Origin of the sequence: Aliiroseovarius pelagivivens, assembly GCF_900302485.1 — a bacterium.
In the GTDB taxonomy this organism is placed as follows: domain Bacteria; phylum Pseudomonadota; class Alphaproteobacteria; order Rhodobacterales; family Rhodobacteraceae; genus Aliiroseovarius; species Aliiroseovarius pelagivivens.
The window spans coordinates 216,999-240,132 of sequence record NZ_OMOI01000001.1; the positions used below are offsets into that span (position 1 = coordinate 216,999).

The 23,134-nt window shown below is 59.1% G+C and carries 25 protein-coding genes and 1 riboswitch; of the genes, 17 read left to right on the forward strand and 8 right to left on the reverse strand.

Annotated features, from left to right (window positions below; translation table 11 throughout):
• Window positions 1-16: 16 nt before the first annotated feature.
• From fabB to fabA, 3 genes are all read right to left on the reverse strand, one after another.
• Window positions 17-1,246, reverse strand: a complete 1,230-nt coding sequence (gene fabB / locus ALP8811_RS01095; RefSeq protein WP_108855354.1) for a beta-ketoacyl-ACP synthase I — start codon at window positions 1,244-1,246, stop codon at window positions 17-19.
• An 83-nt stretch (window positions 1,247-1,329) separates the two neighbouring features.
• The gene (locus ALP8811_RS01100) at window positions 1,330-1,701 is read right to left on the reverse strand and encodes a DoxX family protein (protein ID WP_108855355.1); all 372 of its coding nucleotides are present in this window, start codon (window positions 1,699-1,701) and stop codon (window positions 1,330-1,332) included.
• A gap of 62 nt (window positions 1,702-1,763) precedes the next feature.
• Window positions 1,764-2,273, reverse strand: coding sequence for a bifunctional 3-hydroxydecanoyl-ACP dehydratase/trans-2-decenoyl-ACP isomerase (fabA, locus tag ALP8811_RS01105; RefSeq protein ID WP_108855356.1), 510 nt, complete (start codon window positions 2,271-2,273; stop codon window positions 1,764-1,766).
• Window positions 2,274-2,459: 186 nt separating this feature from the next.
• Between fabA and irrA the strand changes: the two genes are divergently transcribed.
• The gene (gene irrA / locus ALP8811_RS01110; protein ID WP_108855357.1) at window positions 2,460-2,876 is read left to right on the forward strand and encodes an iron response transcriptional regulator IrrA; all 417 of its coding nucleotides are present in this window, start codon (window positions 2,460-2,462) and stop codon (window positions 2,874-2,876) included.
• Window positions 2,877-3,002: 126 nt separating this feature from the next.
• On the opposite strand, the gene ALP8811_RS01115 is transcribed toward irrA, so the two are convergent.
• On the reverse strand, window positions 3,003-3,431 hold the full coding sequence (locus ALP8811_RS01115) for an FKBP-type peptidyl-prolyl cis-trans isomerase (protein WP_108855358.1): 429 nt from the start codon (window positions 3,429-3,431) through the stop codon (window positions 3,003-3,005).
• 112 nt (window positions 3,432-3,543) lie between these two features.
• Entirely contained in the window at window positions 3,544-4,407 is an 864-nt protein-coding gene (locus ALP8811_RS01120) for a hypothetical protein (RefSeq protein WP_108855359.1), read from the reverse strand.
• A 160-nt stretch (window positions 4,408-4,567) separates the two neighbouring features.
• On the opposite strand from ALP8811_RS01120, the gene miaB reads away from it, so the two are divergent.
• From miaB to trpB, 16 genes are all read left to right on the forward strand, one after another.
• Window positions 4,568-5,893, forward strand: coding sequence for a tRNA (N6-isopentenyl adenosine(37)-C2)-methylthiotransferase MiaB (miaB, locus tag ALP8811_RS01125; protein WP_108855360.1), 1,326 nt, complete (start codon window positions 4,568-4,570; stop codon window positions 5,891-5,893).
• A 117-nt stretch (window positions 5,894-6,010) separates the two neighbouring features.
• Entirely contained in the window at window positions 6,011-7,054 is a 1,044-nt protein-coding gene (locus ALP8811_RS01130) for a PhoH family protein (protein WP_370738897.1), read from the forward strand.
• A 1-nt stretch (window position 7,055) separates the two neighbouring features.
• On the forward strand, window positions 7,056-7,550 hold the full coding sequence (gene ybeY / locus ALP8811_RS01135) for an rRNA maturation RNase YbeY (RefSeq protein WP_108855362.1): 495 nt from the start codon (window positions 7,056-7,058) through the stop codon (window positions 7,548-7,550).
• A 32-nt stretch (window positions 7,551-7,582) separates the two neighbouring features.
• Window positions 7,583-8,539 carry a hemolysin family protein gene (locus tag ALP8811_RS01140; protein WP_108855363.1) on the forward strand — a complete coding sequence of 319 codons (957 nt, stop codon included), beginning with the start codon at window positions 7,583-7,585 and terminating at the stop codon, window positions 8,537-8,539.
• The gene (gene lnt, locus ALP8811_RS01145; RefSeq protein ID WP_108855364.1) at window positions 8,532-10,055 is read left to right on the forward strand and encodes an apolipoprotein N-acyltransferase; all 1,524 of its coding nucleotides are present in this window, start codon (window positions 8,532-8,534) and stop codon (window positions 10,053-10,055) included. Before ALP8811_RS01140 ends, lnt begins: the two co-directional genes overlap by 8 nt.
• A gap of 33 nt (window positions 10,056-10,088) precedes the next feature.
• A riboswitch (SAM-SAH riboswitch) is annotated at window positions 10,089-10,137 on the forward strand.
• Between the two features lie 6 nt (window positions 10,138-10,143).
• Window positions 10,144-11,310, forward strand: a complete 1,167-nt coding sequence (gene metK / locus ALP8811_RS01150; protein WP_108855365.1) for a methionine adenosyltransferase — start codon at window positions 10,144-10,146, stop codon at window positions 11,308-11,310.
• Between the two features lie 73 nt (window positions 11,311-11,383).
• The gene (gene trmB / locus ALP8811_RS01155; protein WP_108855366.1) at window positions 11,384-12,112 is read left to right on the forward strand and encodes a tRNA (guanine(46)-N(7))-methyltransferase TrmB; all 729 of its coding nucleotides are present in this window, start codon (window positions 11,384-11,386) and stop codon (window positions 12,110-12,112) included.
• A gap of 88 nt (window positions 12,113-12,200) precedes the next feature.
• Entirely contained in the window at window positions 12,201-13,553 is a 1,353-nt protein-coding gene (gene aroA / locus ALP8811_RS01160) for a 3-phosphoshikimate 1-carboxyvinyltransferase (protein WP_108855367.1), read from the forward strand.
• Complete coding sequence (locus tag ALP8811_RS01165) at window positions 13,550-14,071, forward strand: hypothetical protein (RefSeq protein WP_108855368.1); 522 nt, start codon at window positions 13,550-13,552, stop codon at window positions 14,069-14,071. The genes aroA and ALP8811_RS01165 overlap by 4 nt, the downstream gene beginning before the upstream one ends.
• The gene (locus tag ALP8811_RS01170) at window positions 14,068-14,670 is read left to right on the forward strand and encodes a (d)CMP kinase (RefSeq protein WP_108855369.1); all 603 of its coding nucleotides are present in this window, start codon (window positions 14,068-14,070) and stop codon (window positions 14,668-14,670) included. The genes ALP8811_RS01165 and ALP8811_RS01170 overlap by 4 nt, the downstream gene beginning before the upstream one ends.
• A gap of 74 nt (window positions 14,671-14,744) precedes the next feature.
• Complete coding sequence (locus tag ALP8811_RS01175; protein ID WP_108855370.1) at window positions 14,745-15,281, forward strand: hypothetical protein; 537 nt, start codon at window positions 14,745-14,747, stop codon at window positions 15,279-15,281.
• A 201-nt stretch (window positions 15,282-15,482) separates the two neighbouring features.
• Window positions 15,483-17,168 carry a 30S ribosomal protein S1 gene (rpsA, locus tag ALP8811_RS01180; protein ID WP_281260681.1) on the forward strand — a complete coding sequence of 562 codons (1,686 nt, stop codon included), beginning with the start codon at window positions 15,483-15,485 and terminating at the stop codon, window positions 17,166-17,168.
• Window positions 17,169-17,443: 275 nt separating this feature from the next.
• Entirely contained in the window at window positions 17,444-17,725 is a 282-nt protein-coding gene (gene ihfB / locus ALP8811_RS01185; protein WP_108855372.1) for an integration host factor subunit beta, read from the forward strand.
• Window positions 17,726-17,734: 9 nt separating this feature from the next.
• Window positions 17,735-18,085: a LapA family protein gene (locus ALP8811_RS01190; RefSeq protein ID WP_108855373.1), complete on the forward strand. Its 351-nt coding sequence runs from the start codon at window positions 17,735-17,737 to the stop codon at window positions 18,083-18,085.
• Window positions 18,086-18,090: 5 nt separating this feature from the next.
• Complete coding sequence (locus ALP8811_RS01195; protein WP_108855374.1) at window positions 18,091-18,738, forward strand: phosphoribosylanthranilate isomerase; 648 nt, start codon at window positions 18,091-18,093, stop codon at window positions 18,736-18,738.
• Between the two features lie 104 nt (window positions 18,739-18,842).
• Window positions 18,843-20,090: a tryptophan synthase subunit beta gene (gene trpB / locus ALP8811_RS01200; protein WP_108855375.1), complete on the forward strand. Its 1,248-nt coding sequence runs from the start codon at window positions 18,843-18,845 to the stop codon at window positions 20,088-20,090.
• A 61-nt stretch (window positions 20,091-20,151) separates the two neighbouring features.
• On the opposite strand, the gene ALP8811_RS01205 is transcribed toward trpB, so the two are convergent.
• The 3 genes from ALP8811_RS01205 to pth are packed head-to-tail and all read right to left on the reverse strand — an operon-like array spanning window position 20,152 to window position 23,070.
• Window positions 20,152-21,315, reverse strand: a complete 1,164-nt coding sequence (locus ALP8811_RS01205) for a serine hydrolase domain-containing protein (RefSeq protein WP_108855376.1) — start codon at window positions 21,313-21,315, stop codon at window positions 20,152-20,154.
• 22 nt (window positions 21,316-21,337) lie between these two features.
• Window positions 21,338-22,360 (reverse strand): DUF2332 domain-containing protein, encoded by a 1,023-nt coding sequence (locus tag ALP8811_RS01210; protein ID WP_108855377.1) that lies wholly within the window; start codon window positions 22,358-22,360, stop codon window positions 21,338-21,340.
• Window positions 22,357-23,070, reverse strand: coding sequence for an aminoacyl-tRNA hydrolase (pth, locus tag ALP8811_RS01215; protein WP_108855378.1), 714 nt, complete (start codon window positions 23,068-23,070; stop codon window positions 22,357-22,359). Before pth ends, ALP8811_RS01210 begins: the two co-directional genes overlap by 4 nt.
• Window positions 23,071-23,134 lie beyond the last annotated feature (64 nt).

Sequence of the window (23,134 nt, forward strand, 5' to 3'; positions counted from 1 at the left end):
GTTTTGTTGGTGCTTATCAGTCGTTGTACTTGCTCAGGATCATCGAGCCATTGGTGCCGCCAAAGCCAAAGCTGTTGGTCATCACGCTGTCCAGACCGGCGTTCTCGACCAGTGTTGTCGCGATCTCGCCTTCGTTGATGGCGGGGTCCAGATTTTCCACGTTGATCGACGGCACGATGAAGTCGTTTTCCAGCATGAGCAGGCAGTAGACAGCCTCTTGCGCGCCCGTGGCACCTTGGCTGTGGCCCGTCATGGATTTGGTCGAGCTGATGGGAGGTGTGGTGCCTTCGCCAAAGACGCGGCGCACGGCTTCCACTTCGCCCACATCGCCAACGGGGGTCGATGTGCCGTGGGCGTTAATATAGCCAACCTTGCGGCCCTCGGGCAGCATGTCCATTGCCAGACGCATTGCGCGCTCGCCGCCTTCGCCGGACGGGGCCACCATGTCATGGCCGTCCGAGGTCGCGCCATAGCCGGTGACTTCGGCGTAAATCTTTGCGCCGCGCGCTTTGGCGTGCTCCAGATCCTCAAGCACCAAAATGGCGCCGCCACCACCGATCACGAACCCGTCGCGGTCGGCGTCAAAGGCGCGCGAGGCTTTCTCGGGCGTGTCGTTATACTTGGAGGACATCGCACCCATCGCGTCAAAGAGGCAGGACAGCGTCCAGTCCAGTTCTTCGCCGCCGCCCGCGAACATGACGTCCTGTTTGCCCATCATGATCTGCTCGGCCGCGTTGCCAATGCAGTGCAACGACGTCGAACAGGCCGATGTGATCGAATAGTTGATGCCTTTGATTTTAAAGGCAGTCGCAAGGTTCGCGGAAATGGTCGAGCCCATACATTTCGGAACAGCAAACGGTCCAATGCGCTTGGTCGCGCCGGATTTCAGTGCAGTCTGGTGGGCCGCAAACATTGCGCTGGTCGAGGGGCCACCGGAACCAGCCACAAGGCCAGTGCGCGGGTTCACCACGTCATCTTCACCAAGGCCGGCATCTTCGATCGCCTGGCTCATCGCGATATGCGCGTAAGCGGCACCCGGCCCCATGAAGCGCAGGGTACGTTTGTCAACATGGGCAGCAATGTCGATATCCGGCATGCCCGCAACTTGGCTGCGGAACCCATGATCAACCATATCCTGATTGGCGGAAATGCCGGACTTGCCAGCTTTGAGCGAGGCCAGAACCTCGCCTTTGTTGTTCCCGATGGCCGAGACAATGCCCAGACCCGTAACGACGACACGACGCATGCAGTCCCCCTTCTTTGGTCATTCACTGTCTACGCCAGTGAAGTGGGCAGGTGCAAGCACACTTGACCGCCCGGCTTGGATTGTTAGCCAATCAAACCCAAAAGTTTGTCGAGGCCAGACCACAAGACAATGGCAGAAAGCGTGGCTGTAATCATCGCAGGCACGCCGTCTTTCCAACTGTCAAAAATCAGATGACAGGTAATGGCACCAAGCGATGTGCCCAGAAGAGCCAAGGCCCCAAGCGGACCAAGCCACAAGGATTGGAACCAGATTGCGATTGCGCCGAAAAGCTCGACACAGCCAACCAATGCCATGATTTGCCGGTTCAGACCGTAGCTTTGGAACATGCCAAGCTGGATCTCGAAGATCTTCTTTTGCCAGCCAAATATCTTGATTGAGCTGGCAAAAAGGAAGAAGGCGGACAGAAGTCCGACGAACAAGGTTACTGCGGTCATGTGCTGATCCCTCAATGCTCACTCAGGCGGTGGTGCCTGTTCTGTGGACATTCTAGGTGGGGTCAGCTCTCGCTCAATGCAACCTTCATGTCTTTGACCTGATAAATCACTTCACCATCGGCTTCGACGATCCCATCGGCCACGCCCATGGTCAGGCGGCGGGTTTGGATCGCTTTGGTAAAGTCGATCTTGTAGGTCAGCATCTTGCGGTCGGGGCGGACCATACCGGTGAGTTTCACCTCGCCCACACCCAGCGCATAACCGCGACCCAGCCAACCACGCCAGCCAAGGTTAAAGCCGGTCAGCTGCCACAGGCCGTCCAGACCCAGACAGCCGGGCATGATCGGGTTGCCAGGGAAGTGGCAGTCGAAGAACCAGAGGTCCGGGGTGATGTCGAACTCGGCCAGAACGTGGCCTTTACCGTGCGCGCCGCCATCGCCCGAAATCTCGGTGATGCGGTCCATCATCAGCATCGGCGGGGCAGGAAGCTGCGCATTGCCGGGGCCAAACAACTCGCCAGCCGCGCATTTCAAAAGGTCTTCCTTGCTAAAGCTAGTGGGATAGTCCGACATTTTCGCCCCATATCTTGTGTATTCTCAGTTCCACACCCTCTAGCACCCGGGCAAAGCCCGACGCAAGGGTGGGTGTCGGATCGCAGTGGCAATCTATGCTGTAAAGACCAGTTTTTATTGGCGCTTGCCGCCCGGACCCCCTATATTCGTCTGGAAATATCCTTGGGACTGCAGAAGAGTCGGTTTATGCCGCAGGTTAAACGACATATCGAAACCAATTGGTTGTCCGGTGCAGGGCTGCGCCCGACGCGTCAGCGTCTGGCATTGGCGCATCTGCTGATCGGGGATGGGCAGCACCGCCACGTCACCGCCGAAAGCCTGTACGAGGCAACGCGGGATGGCGCGGAAAAAGTGTCGCTTGCTACGGTCTATAACACGCTGCGGGTTTTCTCGGATGCAGGCCTTCTGCGCGAGATCACCGTGAACGGCGCGCGCAGCTATTTCGACACGAACGTCACCAACCACCCGCATTTCTTCTGGGAAGACACGGAAGAGCTGATGGATGCGCCGGACGAAGATCTGAAGATCGCGCAGTTGCCAGAAGCGCCCGCTGGGGCCGAGATCTCCAAAGTCGACGTGGTGATCCGCCTGCGCCGCAGCTGATCAGGGCGCTGGTCGCGCGCTCTTATTTTCTTACCAACAATATTCTGGGGTGAGCGCCCTTGGCGCGAGGGGCAAAGCCCCTGAAGGCCGCGCGATTAAGCGCGACCTCCGGAACCTGCAAAGGCGTTAGCCGATGCCGACAACTTCGAAATCAAAGATCAAGGTTTTGCCAGCCAGCGCGTGGTTGGCGTCCAGCGTGACGGTGTCGTCGGTCAGGTTGGTGACGGTGACAGGCACGGGCTGACCCTGCGGGCCGCTCATCTGCAACTGAATGCCAACTTCCAGCGGGATCTCGGCAGGGATATCGGCGCGCGGGACTTCCAGAATGGCTTCGTCATGACGCGGGCCATAGGCCTCTTCCGGGGCGATGGTGACTTTTTTCTTGTCGCCAACCTTCATGCCGGGCAGGGCCTTATCAAGGCCGGGGATGATCATGCCGGATCCGGCTTCGAATTCCAGCGGATCGCGACCTTCCGAGCTGTCAAAGACGCTGCCGTCTTCCAAAGTGCCAGTATAGTGAATGCGCACCTTGGCGCCTTGCGTGACTTCGGTCATGGAAACCTCGTGTGTTCTGGGAATGAATGGACGAGGCCGAAGCGATAACGCGGCGGGTGCTCGTTTGTGGGATATGTGTGTTTACCGAAAGTTGGGCGGGATGGAAACGCCACTAGAACCACTGACCGGGTTCCATCAGCCCCAAATCCAGAAGTTGCTGAGAATTCCACTGGAATTTCGTGGTGTTGTGCCACTTGAAGCTGCGAACATCGTGTTTTGACCCGGCGTTCGTTTTCAGCGCCTTGGCGGTGCGGAAGCTGGCAACGACCACGGTGATGTTGTGGTGCCACGGGCAGGAATAGGTGTTGTATTCCTCGTCATTGAACGTGTGGTTTTCACGAAGTATCAGGCCCGGCTTTGCCTTGAACAAAGACACGCGGTCGATTTTGTGACCGTTCTGGGGGACGTGTTCCTCGAATCGCCACCGAAGCCCACCGAAGAAGTCCAGCTGCCGATCCAAAGGATCTCCGTCGGGCCCCTTGCGCCCGTTTGCATAATAGCCTGATTTGTCCAGACAGGCGTGATCCAGCGAAACGGCATTCGGGAACTGGTTCAGATCATCCGCATACAGATCCACCACATAGCTGAGCATGGCGTCGCGACGCTCTTCGGTCTGGAAGGCCAACAGCTCGCCCACGGTTCGGGTTTCGCAGAACGGATGGAACAGGTATTCGGCGTTATAGCAGTAATACAACCACGTGCCGGGCGCGGCTTCGATAATCTGGTTGACGGCATCGGCAACCACGCCAGAGCTTGAAGAATTGAACGTGATGCGATGCACGGTTTCTTCCAATGAATCAGGCACGATAAGCTCTTCAGGAGCAAAAACCAGAACCTCGCGAAATCCGGCGTTCTGATGGTGGCGTATGGTGCTTTCAACTTCGATCAGATCTTCGATGAAGATCATCGCAACGGGGCCTTTGGCCAGCACCTGACGAGAGGAACGAAGAAACTGATTAAGGTCGCTGTGCCGCATGATGTGTCCCAGTATTTGTCCCAGTGGATTGCTGGGTCTTGCCGTTTGCTGACAGGAATTTCATGAAATCAACCTGTTTTGCAAGCGTTGCGGGTCTGATCCCTTTGCTATAACAGGCGAGAACTTGACCTCGTGCTGCAAAAACCTTGGGAAACGCGCAATGTCCGACAAGAAAAAACTCTTCATCCGCACCTATGGTTGCCAGATGAATGTTTATGACAGTGAACGCATGGCCGAAGCGCTGGGCGCGGATGGGTATGAGCAGACAGATACGCCGGACGATGCGGACATGATCCTGCTGAACACCTGCCACATTCGCGAAAAGGCCGCCGAGAAGGTCTATTCCGAACTTGGCCGCTTCAAGGGGCTGAAGGCTGAAAAGCCTGACCTGAAGATTGGTGTTGCGGGTTGTGTGGCGCAGGCTGAAGGTGAAGAGATCATGCGTCGTCAGCCGATGGTCGATCTGGTTGTTGGTCCGCAGACCTATCACCGCCTGCCGTCGATGATGGAGCAGGTCGCCAAGGGCGAAAAGGCGCTGGATACCGATTTCCCCGAGGAAGACAAATTCGAACACCTGCCCAAGCTGCGCGGCACCAAGGCCAAGCGCAACCCGACCGCTTTTCTGACGGTGCAAGAAGGCTGCGACAAGTTCTGTGCCTTCTGCGTAGTGCCCTACACCCGCGGCGCCGAAGTCAGCCGCCCGGCCGAGCGCATCCTGCGCGAAGCCCGCGATCTGGTCGAACGCGGCGTACGCGAAATCACCCTGTTGGGCCAGAACGTCAACGCCTATCACGGCGCTGGCCCCGACGGGGACTGGTCGCTGGCCAAGCTGATTTGGGCGCTGGATGGAATCGACGGGCTGGAGCGCATCCGCTTCACCACCTCGCATCCCAACGATATGACCGATGATCTGATCGAGGCGCACGGCACTTGTGCCAAGCTGATGCCTTATCTGCACCTTCCGGTTCAGTCGGGCTCGGACAAGATCCTGAAGCGGATGAACCGCAGCCACACGGCGGAAAGCTATCTGCGTCTGATCGAACGGATTCGCGAGGCGCGTCCGGACATCCTGATCTCGGGTGACTTCATCGTAGGCTTCCCGGAAGAAGATGATCAGGATTTCGAAGACACGATGAGCCTGATCCGCGAAGTGAACTACGGTCAGGCCTTCAGCTTCAAATACTCGACCCGCCCTGGCACCCCCGCCGCCGAGCGCGCGCTGGTGGATGACGCGGTCGCGACCGAGCGGCTTTATCGCCTGCAAGCGCTGATCACCGAACAGCAGCGCGCCATCCAAAACAGCATGGTCGGCCAAGAGGTCGGCATTCTGTTTGAAAAGAAAGGTCGCCTTGAAGGCCAGATGGTCGGCAAGTCCGATCATCTACACGCCGTTCACGTTCAGTGTGACGCGGCAGTAGGCGATCTTCGTCGCGTGCGGATCACCGACAGCGGACCGAATTCGCTGGCGGGTGAACTGATCGATTGATCTAATCCGCACGGCGATCACATGACAATCGCATGAAGTTTTGCGGATGGGGCTTGCTTGTCTCGTCCGCTCTTGGCACGATCAGGGTATAGACCTGACAGGAGACCCCATTTGGGAATAGCAGACCTGACCACAGCACCCGAGGCAAAAGTAACCCCTGAAGTGCTGCTGGAATTTCCAGACAACCGCCTTCTTATTGATCTGTGCGGCGAGTTTGATCGCAACCTGACCCACATCGAAAGCCATCTGGGCGTGCAAATCATCCGGCGCGGCAATCAGCTTGTCGTAATGGGCGAGATGGACGCACGTGAAAAGGCGGGCGAGGTGCTGAGTGCGCTCTACGAGCGGCTTGAAAGCGGCAAAGCGGTCGAGCCCGGTGACATCGACGCGGAAATCCGCATGGGTGGAACACAGGATGGCACGGGCACCCGCGACGGCGACCAGATGGAGATGTTCAAAGGCAGCGACGTCGAAATCAAGACCCGTAAAAAGACCATCGAGCCACGCACCGAAGCGCAAAAGGCCTATGTTCAGAGCCTGTTCAACAATGAGTTGGCGTTCGGGATCGGCCCGGCAGGTACCGGCAAGACCTATTTGGCGGTGGCTGTGGGTGTGAACATGTTCCTTGGCGGGCATGTGGATCGCATGATCCTGTCGCGTCCTGCCGTCGAAGCGGGCGAAAAGCTGGGCTATCTGCCCGGTGACATGAAGGACAAAGTCGATCCGTATATGCAGCCGCTTTATGACGCGCTGAACGACTTTCTGCCCTCGAAACAGGTCACCAAACTGATCGAAGAGAAGAAGATCGAGATCGCGCCGTTGGCCTTCATGCGCGGGCGGACCTTGGCGAATGCTTTCGTCGTGTTGGATGAGGCGCAGAATGCCACCACCATGCAGATGAAGATGTTCCTAACCCGTCTGGGCGAAGGCTCGCGGATGGTGATCACGGGCGACCGGTCTCAGGTCGACCTGCCGCGTGGCGTGGACAGCGGTTTGCGCGATGCCGAGGGGCTGTTGAAGGGGATCGAGCAGATCAGCTTCAACTATTTCACCTCGAAAGACGTGGTGCGTCACCCGCTGGTCGCGAAGATCATCGAAGCCTATGACGAGGCCTCGCAAAAGGCGATGGCGCGCGCAGTTAAGCAGGCGCGTGAAAAGTAAAATGCTGATTGATGTTGTTTTCGAGGATCCCCGCTGGGAAACTGCGGGCCTGTCTGCATTGGCAGACGCTGCGGCCGCGGCGGTGATCGACCATCTAGATCTGACGCCACCTTTCGGCGATGGGTTCGAGATCAGCCTGCTGGCCTGTGATGATGCCCGCATTGCCGTTCTGAACAGCGACTTCCGCGACAAGCCCACACCGACCAATGTGCTGTCATGGCCGTCCGAGGAACGCGCGGCCGAGGATGCAGGGAGCGATCCGCTGCCTCCGGACGATCCCGAGCTGGGTGACATCGCCATTGCCTATGAAACCTGCACCCGCGAGGCGGACGAGCAGGGTAAGGAATTCTCTACCCATGTCAGCCATCTTTTGGTGCATGGGGTGCTGCATCTGTTGGGTTATGATCACATAGACGACAAAGATGCGGCACTAATGGAGGGTTTGGAGGTTGAAATCCTTGGCAAGATGAACATTTCCAACCCATATGAAGAATAAGGCGCATTTCGCGCGAAACTGGAAAAGGATCAATGGGCGACACCGCAGACGGATCTTCTAAAGCAGCGCAGAGCGCGCTGCAGGATGAAACAACACATCACAGGCCGGGGTTCTTCAGCCGCATCTTTGGTGCGCGCAGTTCGAGCCGACCGCGTCAGGTTGCGCCCACTGGCGTTGCACCAGCTGGAAATGGTACGCTTCCCATGGCAGCTCCGGGTATGGTTAACCTCCGCCGGATGCGTGTCGAAGATGTCATGATCCCGAAATCCGAGATCGTGTCCGCCCCGGTGGATATCCTGAAAGACGAGCTGGTCGATGAGTTCCGCGAAAGCGGCCTGTCGCGTCTTCCAGTGTTTGATGGCACGCTGGACAGCCCCATCGGTATGGTCCACCTGAAAGACCTTGCTCTGAACCACGGTTTCAATGGCAAGCCCGGCAATAAATCCGCCCGCTTTGTCCTGCGTGATCTGATCCGCCCGTTGCTGTTCGTACCGCCCTCGATGCCGATCGGAGTATTGTTGCAGAAAATGCAGACCGAACGAATTCACATGGCGCTGGTGATTGATGAATATGGCGGCGTGGACGGGCTTGTGACCATCGAAGACCTGATCGAACAGGTCATCGGCGAGATCGAGGATGAACACGACCTTGAGGAAGGTGCGTTGTGGGTCGAGGAAAAGCCGGGTTGCTATCTGGTTGAAGCCAAGACGCCCTTGGACGAGTTCGAAACGGCAACCGGCGTGCGTCTTCAGCATGAAGAAGCCGACGACGACGAGATCGAAACGCTTGGCGGGTTGGTGTTTGTCCTGTGCGGTCAAGTGCCCGCACGCGGCGAAGTGATCGCACATCCCGGCGGGGCTGAAATCGAAGTCGTCGACGCAGACCCACGTCGCATCAAGCGTCTGCGACTGCGTGTTCCGGGCCCGATGCCCGCAGCCCACGCGGTTGCCGAGGCCAGCGCGGATGACGCGTCTTCTAAGAATGCCTGACATTGACGCCCGCGTGGCGCGATTGGCTGCGCGCCCGCGGGTGCGAGTCATTGCGTTGCTCTTGGCGGGTGCTGTTGCCGCATTGGGGCAAGCCCCGTTTCTGATCTGGGCGACGACGCTGGTGGGACTTCTGACCGCGTTTCTGATGTGGCGACACAGCCGGTCTCCGCGTGCAGCCGCGCTTCAGGGCTGGCTCTTCGGACTTGGCTATTTCACAGTCACGATGAGCTGGCTGGTCAATCCGTTCTTCGTCGAACCAGACCGTCACGGTTGGATGGCCCCCTTTGCGCTTCTCGGTATGGCGGGCGGACTCGCCTTGCTCTGGGCGCTGGGCTGGGGGTTGGCGCGTTGGCTTGCCGGTGACAGCCGCCTCGGTTGGATTTACTGGCCCGTGGGGCTCGGCGCGGCCGAACTTTTGCGTGGTGCGCTGTTTACCGGATTTCCGTGGGGCGGGCCGGGGCTTGCATGGATCGATACGCCATTGGCGCAGATCGCAAGTCTTGTTGGTGTGTCGGGGCTAAGCGTTCTGACCGCGCTTTGGGTTGCCATGTTGGCGGTTGCAGTGATTGGTCGACGTCGCAATGGCATTGTCGGGGTGACAGCTTTGTCTCTGATTTTGGGTCTGGTCGCAGCGCTGTCGTCAAACCCGCTGCCCGAGGACACACCTCATACATTGCGCCTGATCCAACCTAATGCGCCCCAGCACAAGAAATGGGATCCGGACTTTGCCGAGAGCTTCGTCCGTCTTCAGTTGGATCTGACCGCAACTCCGCCCGAAGACGCGCGTCCGAACTTGATCATCTGGCCCGAAACCTCGGTGCCCTATTTGTTGCAGCATGCCCAACTTCTGTTCCCGCTTGTGGCCGAAGCCGCCGCTGGTTCGCCCGTCTTGATGGGCATCCAGAGGGGCGAGGGGCAGCGGTATTTCAACAGTCTGGTGCAGGTGAATTCGGACGGCATTGCCCGCCCGGTCTATGACAAACACCACCTTGTTCCCTTTGGTGAATACGTCCCGCTTGGCGATGCGATGGCCCGCATTGGTATCCGAGCCTTCGCCGCGCAATATGGACAGGGCTATTCGGCAGGGCCGGGGCCAGTTGTGTTCGACATGGGGGCACTGGGTAAGGTGTTGCCGTTGATCTGTTACGAGGCGGTTTTCCCCCGTGATATCCGCAACGCCCCCGAGCGGCCCGACTGGATTTTGCAAGCAACGAATGATGCGTGGTTCGGTGATTTCTCGGGCCCGCAGCAGCACTTGGTACAAGCCCGCTTTCGTGCGATTGAATTTGGCCTGCCTGTCATCCGCGTGGCCAATACGGGGATCAGTGCCGCAATCGACGTGCGGGGGCAGGTCCGATCGTCGCTGGATCTGGGGCAGGCAGGTTACCTTGATGCACGATTGCCCGGGACCGGCTCTGAAACGCTATACGCGCGTGTCGGGGACCTTCCGCTCGGTTTTTTGTTGATCTGCGTCGCTCTCGTGGCCATTCTGGGGCGTAGACGCTTTTTACATTGACCTTTACGAATTTAGTCCAGATACCAACCTAGATCACCGTCACAACGGCTTCCTGGCGTGGCGGGTAGAATTAAATGGAGCATGTTTCATGTCACGACAGAACTACACCTTCACTTCGGAAAGTGTGTCCGAAGGCCACCCAGATAAAGTTTGCGACCGGATTTCAGACGCTGTGCTGGATGCGTTCCTAGCGGAAGAGCCGCACGCACGCGTCGCATGCGAAACCTTTGCCACCAGCGGCATGGTTGTCATCGGCGGCGAAGTCGGATTGTCCGACCCAGAGCGCCTCAAAGTGATGATGGGCTCGATCGCGCAGATCGCCCGCGACTGCATTCGCGACATTGGGTACGAGCAGGAACAATTCCACTGGAACACCTGCCGGGTTATGAATTTCCTGCACGAACAGTCGGCCCATATCGCCCAGGGCGTGGACCGTGATGGCGCAGGCGATCAGGGGATCATGTTCGGCTATGCTGTGAATGAAACACCCGAACTGATGCCCGCCCCGATTCAGTATGCGCACGCTATTCTGAAGCGCCTTGCTGAGGTGCGTAAAAACGGAACCGAGCCGACACTTGGCCCGGATGCGAAATCGCAACTCTCGCTGCGGTATGAAGATGGCAAACCGGTCGAGGTCACCTCGATCGTGCTGTCCACCCAACACCTCGACGAATCCATGACCAGCGACGACGTACGCGCCGTGGTCGAGCCCTACATTCGCGAAGTCGTTCCATCCGACTGGATCAACGGTGGCACGGAATGGCACGTGAACCCGACTGGCAAGTTTGTGATCGGCGGGCCGGATGGTGACGCGGGTCTGACAGGCCGCAAGATCATCGTCGACACCTATGGCGGTGCAGCCCCGCATGGCGGCGGTGCATTCTCGGGTAAAGATCCGACGAAAGTGGACCGCTCGGCCGCTTACGCTGCGCGCTATCTTGCGAAAAACATCGTTGCCGCCGGCATGGCCGAACGCTGCACCCTGCAGCTGTCCTATGCCATCGGCGTGGCCAAACCCTTGTCGATCTATGTCGACACGCACGGCACCGGTGAAGTGGATGAAGCAGGTATCGAACGTGCCGTAGCGCAGGTCATGGACCTGACCCCGCGCGGCATTCGCGAGCATCTGGGCCTGAACAAGCCAATCTTCGAGCGCACCGCCGCTTACGGTCACTTTGGCCGTGCCCCCGAGGCCGATGGTGGCTTCAGCTGGGAAAAAGTTGATCTGGTTGAGAAGTTGAAAAAAGCCGTCTGATCTAAAACCAATACTACCAAAAGGGCGGGCCGTCACTTGACGCGCCCGCCCTTTGCATTGCATAGGCGCGGCCATGACCCAAGATGATGCATCGCAAAACAAACACCGCTCGGGCGCGCCATGGCGCAATTTCTATGGCCGTCTGAAAGGCAAAGGGCTGCGCGACAGCCAGCAGACCTATCTGGACGAGGATCTGGCAGCACTCAGCCCTGGCGCTGTCGGCTGGGAGGAAAATCCCGACCGCACGCCGTTGGACCTGAAGGCGCTGTTCGGTGACAAACCCGTCTGGCTGGAAACTGGTTTCGGCGGCGGCGAGCATATGGTTCATCAGGCCGCCACCTATCCCGATATGGGCATCATCGGCTGCGAGCCCTATATCAACGGCGTCGCCATGCTTTTGGGCAAGATCCGTGATGCAGGCTGCGAAAACGTCGCGGTGCATCCGGGGGACGTGCGCGATCTTTTCGATGTGCTTCCGCCCGAAAGCATCGACAAGGCGTTTCTGCTCTATCCCGACCCGTGGCCCAAGAAACGTCACCACCGCCGCCGCTTTGTGACGCCGGAATACCTTGAACCTTTCCACAAGGTCCTGAAACCCGGTGCCGAGTTCCGCGTTGCCACCGACATTCCCGACTATGTGCGCCAAACGCTGGAAGAAGTCCCGCGCGCGGGCTTCGAATGGCTGGGCGAATGCGCCGATGACTGGCGCACCCCGTGGAGCGACTGGATTTCAACCCGCTACGAACAAAAGGCGCTGCGTGAAGGCCGGAAGCCGCATTACATGACCTTCCGCCGGATCTGATCGTACTGGGCTTGCCTTCAAGCCCAATTGCTCTGGCCTCGCTGGAATGTCTGCGCTATCAGGGCTGCAAGACTAAAGGAGAACGCCCATGTCCGGCCACGGCCCCGCCATCCCCATGACCGCCCGCAAATCCGGCCCTCTGAAGGGCACGGCCAATGTGCCGGGGGACAAGTCGATCAGCCACCGCTCGCTGATCCTTGGAGCCATGGCCGTGGGCGAGACCAACATTACGGGCCTTTTGGAAGGCGAAGACGTACTGGGAACAGCCGACGCAATGCGTGCCTTTGGTGCTGACGTCGAACGTCTGGGTGAGGGCGAATGGCGTGTGAATGGCGTCGGCGTCGGTGGCTTTGCTGAACCCGAGGACGTGATCGACTGCGGCAACGCGGGCACCGGTGTGCGTCTGATCATGGGCGCGATGGCGACCTCTCCGATCACGGCGACCTTCACGGGCGACGCATCCCTGCGTTCGCGCCCGATGGGCCGCGTGACCGATCCCATCGCGCTGTTTGGCGCACAAAGCTATGGGCGCGAGGGTGGTCGCATCCCGATGACCATCGTCGGCGCACGCGAACCTGTCAACGTGACCTACACCACGCCGATGGCTTCGGCGCAGGTGAAATCAGCCGTGCTGCTTGCTGGCCTGAACGTGCCGGGAAAGACCGTGGTGATCGAGAAAGAAGCCACCCGCGACCACACCGAACGGATGCTCGCGGGCTTTGGCGCTGAGATCACGGTCGAGGATACCGACGAGGGCCACAAGATCACTCTGACCGGCCAGCCCGAGTTGAAGCCGCAAACCATCACGGTTCCGCGCGACCCAAGCTCGGCTGCGTTCCCCGTTTGCGCGGCGCTAATCGTGCCCGGATCGGACGTGCTGGTCCCCAATATCGGCCTGAACCCAACACGTGCGGGTCTGTTCTATACACTGCAAGACATGGGTGCCGACCTAAAGTTCGAGAACGAACGCCTTGAGGGCGGCGAGCCCGTCGCCGATCTGCGTGCGAAATACTCGCCCAACATGAAGGGCATCGTGGTTCCGCCGGAACGCGCGGCCAGCATGATCGACGAATACCCGATCCTGTCCGTCGTAGCGTCTTTTGCGACCGGCAAGACTGACATGCCCGGCGTGCACGAGCTGCGCGTGAAGGAAAGTGACCGGATCGATGCCATGGCCAAAGGCCTGCGCGCCGCTGGTATCACCGTGGACGAAGGCGAAGATTGGTGGAGCGTCGAGGGCCTTGGCCCCGATGGCGTCCCCGGTGGCTGCACTGTCGCCACTGTCTTGGACCACCGCATAGCGATGAGCTTTGCTTGTCTGGGCTTCGCATCGCAAAAGCCGATCAATCTGGACGATGGTGGCCCCATCGCCACTAGCTTCCCGGTGTTCGAGCCGCTGATGTCTGGCCTTGGCGCGCAAATCGTACGCAGCAACGGATGAGCTTGAAACGGACCTTCTGGGCGGTGTTTGCCGCGATGGTGCTTGTGTATTGCGCCATGGTGCTTTGGTCTTTGCCGATCATCATGAGCGACGCGAACGGGTTGATGCCGTTTGATTTGCGACCGAGCGGATATACCACCGAAGAGGCACGCGCTTTTCTGGCAGCCCTCAGCGAAAACGGCAGGGCCCATTATCTGGGTGTCCAACATAAGCTGGATACTCTTTACCCCGGATTGATGGCCGTCTCTTTGATCCTTGCCTATCTTTTGCTGTTTCCAACGAAGTGGGCCGCGGGGTTTTCGGTCCTTGCTGTTCTGGCCGCTGTTTTTGACTGGAATGAAAACGGTGCCGTGGCGGATCTATTGCGTCTGGGTGCTGAAGGGATTGATGAAGAAGTTGTCTCGATCGCGGCGCTGTTCACCATGTTGAAATCGGGCTTTGTGTCCGTCGCAATGACCATACTTCTTGTCGGAGTTGCCGGAATGATGTGGCGTCGTTGGAGAGGACAATTGGCATGACATTCATCGTAGCAATTGACGGCCCTGCCGCTGCGGGCAAGGGGACAATTTCCAAAGCAGTCGCTGCACATTTCGGATTTGCGCATCTGGATACCGGCCTGCTTTATCGTGCCGTTGGGGCGAAGACCCTGACGGGTGCTGATCCGATTGACGCCGCCAAGACGCTAACCCCTGCAGATATGCAAGGCGATCTGCGCACGCCCGACGTAGCGCAGGCGGCCTCGAAAGTCGCTGTGATTGCCGAGGTGCGCGCCGCGCTTGTGGACTTCCAGCGCAGTTTCGCTGCTTGTGACGGTGGTGCGGTGCTGGATGGGCGCGATATCGGCACGGTGATCTGCCCGAGCGCAGACGTGAAGCTTTTCGTCACAGCCAGCGCCGAAGTGCGTGCCGAGCGCCGTTTTTTAGAGCTCTCCGCCAAAGACCACGATGTCACCCGTGAGCAAGTGTTGGCCGACGTGATCGCCCGCGACAAACGTGACAGCGAACGGGAAGAGGCGCCTTTGAAACCCGCCGCGGATGCAGTGATCATCGACACATCTGACCTGTCGATCGAGGACGCCGTTGCGCGGGCTGTCGCCCAGATTGACGCCAAGCGCTGACATCATCCTCACCACACTGTGCATCGTATGTGACACCGGGCCGGGCTATGCTGGACATAGACGGAGGTGCCCGAATGCACAGTGCGAAAACCCTGATCCTTGCCGCAATGCTGGCCATTGCCAGCCATCTGCCCGCGCTTGCGCAAGAGCAGAGCGAACCGCCTATGACCTACGAGCGGATCGGGCGAATTCTGGCCGCGATTGATCCCGAGCTTCAGCCGCAGGGTAATGGGTTTCAGGTGGTCATTTCTGGCGTGCCGATGGTTGTGGTCACCGATCCGGCGGCGGATCGGATGCGGGCTATGGTGCGGATCGGGCCTGCTGGCGCAATGGACGAAGCGTTGATGCAGCGGATGTTGCAAGCCAATTTCGATGCGGTGCTGGATGCGCGCTATGCGGTTGCAGGCGGTCAGATCTGGTCGGTTTTCATTCACCCGCTGTCTCCGCTTGAAACGCGGCAGTTCGTGTCGGGCCTGACCCAGACGGTTGTGGCTGCTCAAAGCTTTGGCACCGGCTTTACGGGTGGTAGCGTTCAGTTCGGTGGCGGCGACAGCAATGCCTTGCAGCAAGAGCTGATCGAGCAACTTGAGAAGAAGGGCATCCCGCTGTAACCACGCGGAATGCCCTTGATTTACAGGCAGAATCCCCGTAAATCCCGCCCTGTCGACAAGGTGCAATTGCCGCGACACAGGGGAAATCGAGCAGGGCCGAGGCTTCGGCCCTCTTTGTTTTGCGTCTAACCTGTTGACCAAATTGGAAAATCCAAGACCGGCGGAGACAACCGCTCGGCCCGTGAAAATGACTGTAAAGGAATGAAACGCCACATGGCTAACGTATCAATGGAGGAATTCGAAGCCCTCCTTAATGAAAGCTTCGAAATGGACACGCCCGCCGAGGGTTCTGTTGTCAAAGGCAAAGTCATCGCTGTTGAAGCTGGCCAAGCCATCATCGACGTAGGCTACAAGATGGAAGGCCGCGTTGATCTGAAAGAATTCGCAAACCCGGGTGAAGCCCCTGAAATCGCCGTTGGCGACGAAGTGGAAGTCTACCTGCGCGCGGCTGAAAACGCCCGCGGTGAAGCCGTTATCTCGCGTGAGATGGCCCGCCGTGAAGAAGCATGGGACCGCCTGGAAAAAGCATACGCAGACGATGCACGCGTCGAAGGCGCGATCTTCGGTCGCGTCAAAGGCGGCTTCACCGTCGATCTGGGCGGCGCTGTTGCGTTCCTGCCCGGTTCGCAGGTTGACGTACGCCCCGTACGTGACGCTGGCCCGCTGATGGGTCTGAAGCAGCCGTTCCAGATCCTGAAAATGGACCGTCGCCGTGGCAACATCGTTGTTTCGCGTCGCGCTATCCTGGAAGAATCGCGTGCCGAGCAGCGTGCCGAAGTCATCGGCAATCTGTCGGAAGGCCAAGCAGTTGACGGCGTCGTCAAGAACATCACCGAATACGGTGCGTTCGTTGACCTCGGCGGTGTTGACGGCCTGCTGCACGTCACCGACATGGCATGGCGCCGTGTAAACCACCCGTCCGAGATCCTGACGATCGGCGAAACCATCAAGGTTCAGGTCATCAAGATCAACAAAGAAACCCACCGCATCAGCCTGGGCATGAAGCAGCTGCAGGACGATCCGTGGGATCTGGTTTCTGGCAAGTACCCGCTGGAATCGGTGCACACTGGCCGCGTGACCAACATCACCGACTACGGTGCATTCGTCGAGCTGGAGCCGGGTGTCGAGGGTCTGGTACACGTTTCGGAAATGTCGTGGACCAAGAAGAACGTACACCCCGGCAAGATCGTTTCGACCTCGCAAGAAGTCGAAGTCATGGTTCTGGAAATCGACGGCGCCAAGCGTCGCGTGTCTCTGGGTCTGAAGCAGACCATGCGCAACCCGTGGGAAGTGTTTGCAGAGACACACCCCGAGGGCACCGAGGTCGAAGGCGAAGTCAAGAACATCACCGAATTCGGTCTGTTCATTGGTCTCGACGGCGAAATCGACGGCATGGTTCACCTGTCGGACATCTCGTGGGACCAGCGTGGCGAAGAAGCCATTCAGGACTTCAAGAAGGGCGACATCGTCAAAGCCGTTGTTTCGGAAGTTGACACCGACAAAGAGCGTATCTCGCTGTCGATCAAAGCTCTGGACGGCGACCCCTTCGCAGAAGCCGTTGGCGGCGTGAAGCGTGGCTCGATCATCACTGTTGAAGTGACTGCAATCGAAGATGGCGGTATCGAAGTCGAGTATGAAGGCATGAAGTCCTTCATCCGTCGCTCGGACCTGTCGCGTGACCGCTCTGAACAGCGCCCCGAGCGTTTCCAGGTTGGTGACAAGCTGGACGTTCGCGTGACCAACGTCGACTCGAAATCGCGTCGTCTGGGTCTGTCGATCAAAGCTCGCGAGATCGCAGAAGAGAAAGAAGCCGTAGAACAGTATGGTTCGTCGGATTCGGGTGCATCGCTGGGTGATATCCTGGGCGCCGCTCTGAAGCAGGACTAAGTCCTAGCGCTTGAAAATTCTGGAACGGCCCTGCGCGATGCGTGGGGCCGTTCTGTTTTGGGCGGTGCGAATCACGTTTCTGCTTCGCGAGAGCTTCCAGACCGGAAACGATGTGCATTTGCAGCATGTGAATTTTCGCCCGGAAAACGGCCGAAATCCGTTTAATTTCCCCCAAGTTATGACCTAAGACTTGTATGCAGCGCTTTGGTTTGCTCCTATACTTCGACAGAATAAGGATGCAAAATCCATTAGATAGCCAATTTGGGGGGACCAGAATGATCCGGTCTGAACTGATCCAGAAGATCGCGGATGAAAACCCGCACCTCTATCAGCGTGACGTTGAGCGCATTGTGAACACCATTTTCGAAGAGATCATTGAAGCCATGGCTCGTGGCGATCGGGTCGAACTGCGCGGCTTTGGCGCATTTTCGGTGAAGCAAAGAGATGCTCGTATTGGACGTAACCCGCGTACGGGCGAGTCGGTCCAAGTCGAAGAAAAGCATGTTCCGTTTTTCAAGACCGGCAAGCTGTTGCGGGATCGACTGAACGGCAAATAAGAGGTCCAAATGCGGTATATCCGTTACGCCTTTCTGGCGGCACTTGGTGTTGTGTTGATCACGGTGGCGCTGGCCAACCGCGACAGTGTGACGTTGAATATTCTGCCCGGCGAATTGTCGGGTTTCTTGGGATGGAGCTGGTCCATCTCACTTCCGCTTTTCGTGATAATCTTTGGCAGCGTCGTGGCGGGTATCCTGATCGGCTTTGTCTGGGAATGGCTGCGTGAACACAAGCTGCGCGCGGAAGGTGCGCGTAACCGCCGCGAACGCGACCAACTTGCGCGCGAGGTGAAAACCCTGCGTGAACCCAAGGCCCGCACCGGCGACGATGTTCTGGCCTTGTTGGACAAGACCAGCTGAAACAGATGAACATCTCAGTTAAGATTTGCGGGTTAAAAGATCCCGCTCAGCTTGCGGCTGCGGTCGAGGCCGGCGCGCGCTATATCGGGTTCAATTTTTTCCCCAAAAGCCCGCGCTCGGTCACGGTCGCGCAGGCGGCCGAGCTGATGCTGGACGTCCCCATGGGCGTGGCGAAGGTTGCGCTGGTCGTGAACATGGACGATGCCGGGATCGAAGAGATCGTGAACGGTACTACGACGGACATGATCCAACTTCACGGCTCGGAAAGCCCGGAGCGCGTGGCCGAGGTCAAGGCGCGCTTTGGCCTGCCGGTGATCAAGGCCATCGGCATTGCCGGGCCAGACGATGTTGTGCAGATCGAGCAGTATGCCGGGGCTGCGGATCAGCTGCTGATCGACGCCAAGGCCCCCAAGGGTGCGGATCTGCCCGGCGGCAACGGAATCGCCTTCGACTGGCGTCTGGTGCAGCGCAAATACTGGCCCTGCCCATGGATGCTGGCAGGCGGCCTGACCCCAGACAACGTGGCCGAGGCGATCCGTCTGACGGGCGCCAAGCAGGTGGACGTGTCCTCGGGCGTGGAAAGTGCGCCTGGTGTGAAAGATCCCGCCTTGGTGCGGGCGTTCATTTCGAACGCACTGTCTGCAACGGAATAGCGCTGCACGCTTGGCGCGATGGAAGCTCGTAGGGCTTAAAAACCGCTGGAAAACCACGCCCCCCCAATCTATGCAGGTGTGAAATGCGCAGAGCGGGGGGCACCATGGCCAACGATCTTTTTAACAGCTTTATGAACGGTCCTGATGAAAAGGGCCGGTTTGGCGACTTCGGCGGACGCTTTGTGTCCGAGACACTGATGCCGCTGATCCTCGATCTCGAGGCCGAGTACGAGAAGGCTAAGACCGACGACAGTTTCTGGGCCGAGATGAACGATCTGTGGACCCACTATGTCGGCCGTCCCAGCCCGCTGTATTTCGCTGAAGGCCTGACCGAGCATCTGGGCGGCGCCAAGGTCTATATGAAGCGGGACGAGCTGAACCACACCGGCGCGCATAAGATCAACAACGTGCTGGGTCAGATCCTGCTGGCCCGCCGCATGGGCAAGACCCGCATCATCGCGGAAACCGGTGCCGGTCAGCACGGCGTTGCCACAGCCACCGTCTGCGCCAAGTTCGGCCTGAAATGCATCGTTTATATGGGCGCCCATGACGTACAGCGTCAGGCCCCGAACGTGTTCCGTATGCGCCTTCTGGGGGCCGAGGTTGTGGCCGTCGAAAGCGGTCGCGGCACCTTGAAAGACGCGATGAACGACGCGCTGCGCGATTGGGTGACGAACGTGGCCGACACGTTCTATTGCATTGGCACGGCGGCTGGTCCGCACCCCTATCCGGCCATGGTCCGCGACTTCCAGTCGATCATCGGCAAAGAAACCAAAGAGCAAATGCAGAAGGCCGAGGGCCGTTTGCCTGATACGATCATTGCGGCCATTGGTGGCGGCTCGAACGCCATCGGCCTGTTCTATCCGTTCCTTGACGATGACAGCGTGAACATCATTGGCGTCGAAGCCGGCGGCAAGGGTGTAAATGACGATATGGAGCATTGTGCATCCCTGACCGGCGGACGCCCCGGCGTGCTGCATGGCAACCGCACTTTCCTGCTGCAGGATGATGATGGGCAGATCCTGGACGGCTACTCGATCTCGGCAGGTTTGGACTATCCGGGCATCGGGCCGGAACATAGCTGGCTGCACGAAATTGGCCGCGCCGAGTATGTGGCGATCACCGACAAGGAAGCGCTGGACGCGTTCCAGTTGTGCTGCTCGACCGAGGGCATCATCCCCGCGCTGGAACCCTGCCACGCACTGGCCCACGTCGCGAAGATCGCGCCGAAGCTGCCGAAGGATCACATTATCTGCATGAACATGTGCGGACGTGGCGACAAGGACATCTTCACCGTCGCCAAATATCTGGGCTTTGATATGTCGGATACCGAAGGGCGCGACGCGGATTAATCCGCGCCCTTGTTGAACGAATGCCGGGCCGTCCAGTTTGGGCGGCCCGTTTCCGTTTGCCTTACAAGCTGGCTGCGATGTGCCGGAACATGTCGATGTTCCCGGCATTTACGCCTTCGCCTCGGAATCCGCGATCTGCGCCGTTCAGCGCGATTACGACGCCGCGCGTTTTGTCGATATAGATGTACTGGCCATAGATGCCGCGCGCGTAATACTCGCCCTCGGTCGCATCCGGCGCCATCCACCACTGATACCCGTATTGCTCGCTGCCTGTGGCCGTCGGAGCTGACGGGCGCGTGGAGGCCGCAATCCAATCCGCAGGCACGATCTGCTGACCGTTCCACATGCCGTCTTGCCGGAACATCTCGCCAAAGCGGGCATAGTCGCGGGTGGTCAGGTTCAGCCCGCCCAGCACGAAGGCCACGCCATAGCCGTCGGTCAGGTAGTATGGGTCCGCCTCAAGCCCCATGGGGGCGATGACGTGTTCCTGAAGCAGGTCTGGAATACTGCGTCCGGTGGCCCCGCGCACGATCATGCCAATCACATGCGTGTCGATCGAAACGTATTTCCACGTCTCACCTGCAGGCGCGAAGCTATCCTCAAGTCCCGCTGCAAACTGATCCATCGACCGCCCCAGCGCCAACACGCGGCCCATGCGATTGATGTCCGAATTGAAGTCCAGATAGTCCTCGTCGAAGACGACGCCTGACGCCATGTTCAGAACGTTGCGAATGCTCGCCCCATCGTACGCACTGCCTTTCAGCGCGGGCACATATTGCACGACCGGATCATCCAAGGATGCGATGGCACCCTGTTCCAACACGATCCCGATCAGCGCCGAGAGATAACTTTTCGCCATCGACCAACTGATCCGGCGATCCTCTGGCCCGGTGCCAAGGTAATAGCTTTCGTGGCGCAGAAGTCCGTCTTTCAGCACCACCAACCCGGTCACCGCACGGTCCTTGATCCATGTATTCACCCCAGCATCCGGCGCCCAGCTTTCTCCGCCCGGCAAGGGGGTAACAGGCCCATCCCCACGCGACATGCTGTGGGTCAGAAAGGCACTGTCCATGTTTGAAAAATTCCCCACGATCTTCTCTTCCGAGAACAGAGAGTTCACGGCCAACAGTCGCGTGATTTGCTCGCGTTTCCAAAACCCTACAAGGACCAGAAGCACGATCAGGACAAGTGTGGCGCGGGCAAGAAATTTCAATACGGTACGCATGGGATCTCCGAGTTCTCCGAGATCAAGGTGCCGACCAATCCACCCAGCGTCCATGAAAATCTACACGACCAAGCGTCAACTTCCGCCCCGCGGGCCAGAGCGTCAACGTAATGGCCGCGCCCTCTCCTTTGCGGTCATCTGCTTCCATCGATAGGTGGGCGATGGGCCCGCGTTGTGCGGCGGCCTCAATGGCCGCCAAGCAGCGGGTTTGGGTGTCGGTCGGGAAGTACTGCCACGCGATCGTATGATAGATCAGGGTCAGATGATCCGGCGCGACGGTGTCCAATTGCGCCTCTAGCCACGCGGCGGCGTCGCCCTGATCCACCGTCGCAGCGAAGATCGAGGCGGCAGCCCGGCTGCGTGTGAGCCGTTCAGGTTGGTCCGCCCACAGATAAGAAGACATGCGCAGCAGGTCGTCAGGATCCGTGATGTCCATCGGCATCAGGTCGACCCCGCGCCGTGACAGCACCTTTGGCAGGCTGCCCGTGGGCAGATCCCCGCGCCAATCGGGCGATAGTAAGACCGGGGCGTCAGTCGGTCCCAACTGCGTTTCGCCTGCCTGAAGCGCGAACTGATCCCACATCAAATTCAACCCGGCACTGGCCCCCAGTTCTAACACGCGCATGGGCAACCCGTATCGTGCGGCCAACCAATGACCAGCGGCAACCATCACGGCGGCGCGGCGCACCTCGTTGGTTTGGGGCGGCAAGTCGAGCCAGCGATCGAGCGTCGTGGCATGGTCGGTGAGAGCGACGTGAAGGGCGGATGTGATCTGGTCATCGCTGGGGGTGGGGTTCGGCGGATAGATGGCCACAAGCTCTGGGCAGTCGCCGGTCAAGACCAGCGCATGCAGGCCGGCCAGAAAGCGCAAGGGCAGGGACTGGCCGAACGCGCCGACGTTGCCCTCCCAATCGAACATGCGATTTGTCAGGGGCGTGCCCGGTTTCAGCGTCGCGCCTGCGATGCACAACACGCGCGCCGTAAACGGACTGTCGAGCCGCGCGTTGTTGTCTGCCTGAACCTCGAATGCCTCGCGCAAGGTCACGAGAACTTGTCCATCAGCTTCTGCAGCGGGCTGCGCGCGTCTTCTTGCGCGGCATCTGGTGTCGCTTTGGGCCGAGGCTGCTGCGGCTCTTTCTTCTGGCTCTTCTTCGGCGCTTCGGACGCCGAGCCACCCGAGGACCGGGGCGGGTTCACACGCCGTCCAATCGCGTTCATGAACTTGCCGCTATCACCGGCCGCAAGATCCGCGGCCCCATCCGCACAGCCGCGCAAAACATCGTCCAGCCAATCCTGATCCGCCTTTGCAAAATCACGAAGGACAAAGCCAGCCACTGCCGCCTTGTTTCCCGGATGTCCGATGCCCATGCGAACCCGATGATACTCGGCCCCGATATGCGCATGGATCGAGCGCAACCCGTTATGCCCGGCATGACCGCCGCCAGTTTTGACGCGGCACTTTCCGGGGGCCAGATCCAGCTCGTCATGAAACACGATGACGTCGTCTGGCGTCAGCTTGTAAAAGCGCATCGCCTCGCCCACGGATTGGCCAGACAGGTTCATGAAGGTCTCGGGGCGCAGCAGGATGACCTTCTCGGATCCAAGCTTGCCCTCGCTCACGCTGCCCTGAAACTTGCCGCGCCACGGGGCAAAGCTGTGGTCCTCGGCGATGCGCTCGACAGCCATGAAGCCGATGTTGTGCCGGTTGCCCGCATATTTCGCACCCGGATTACCAAGCCCGACAAACAATTTCATGTGCCATCTTTCCTTCTGGACATCGGGATCGGAACCCGAAATTATCATTTATGGTAATCTACTT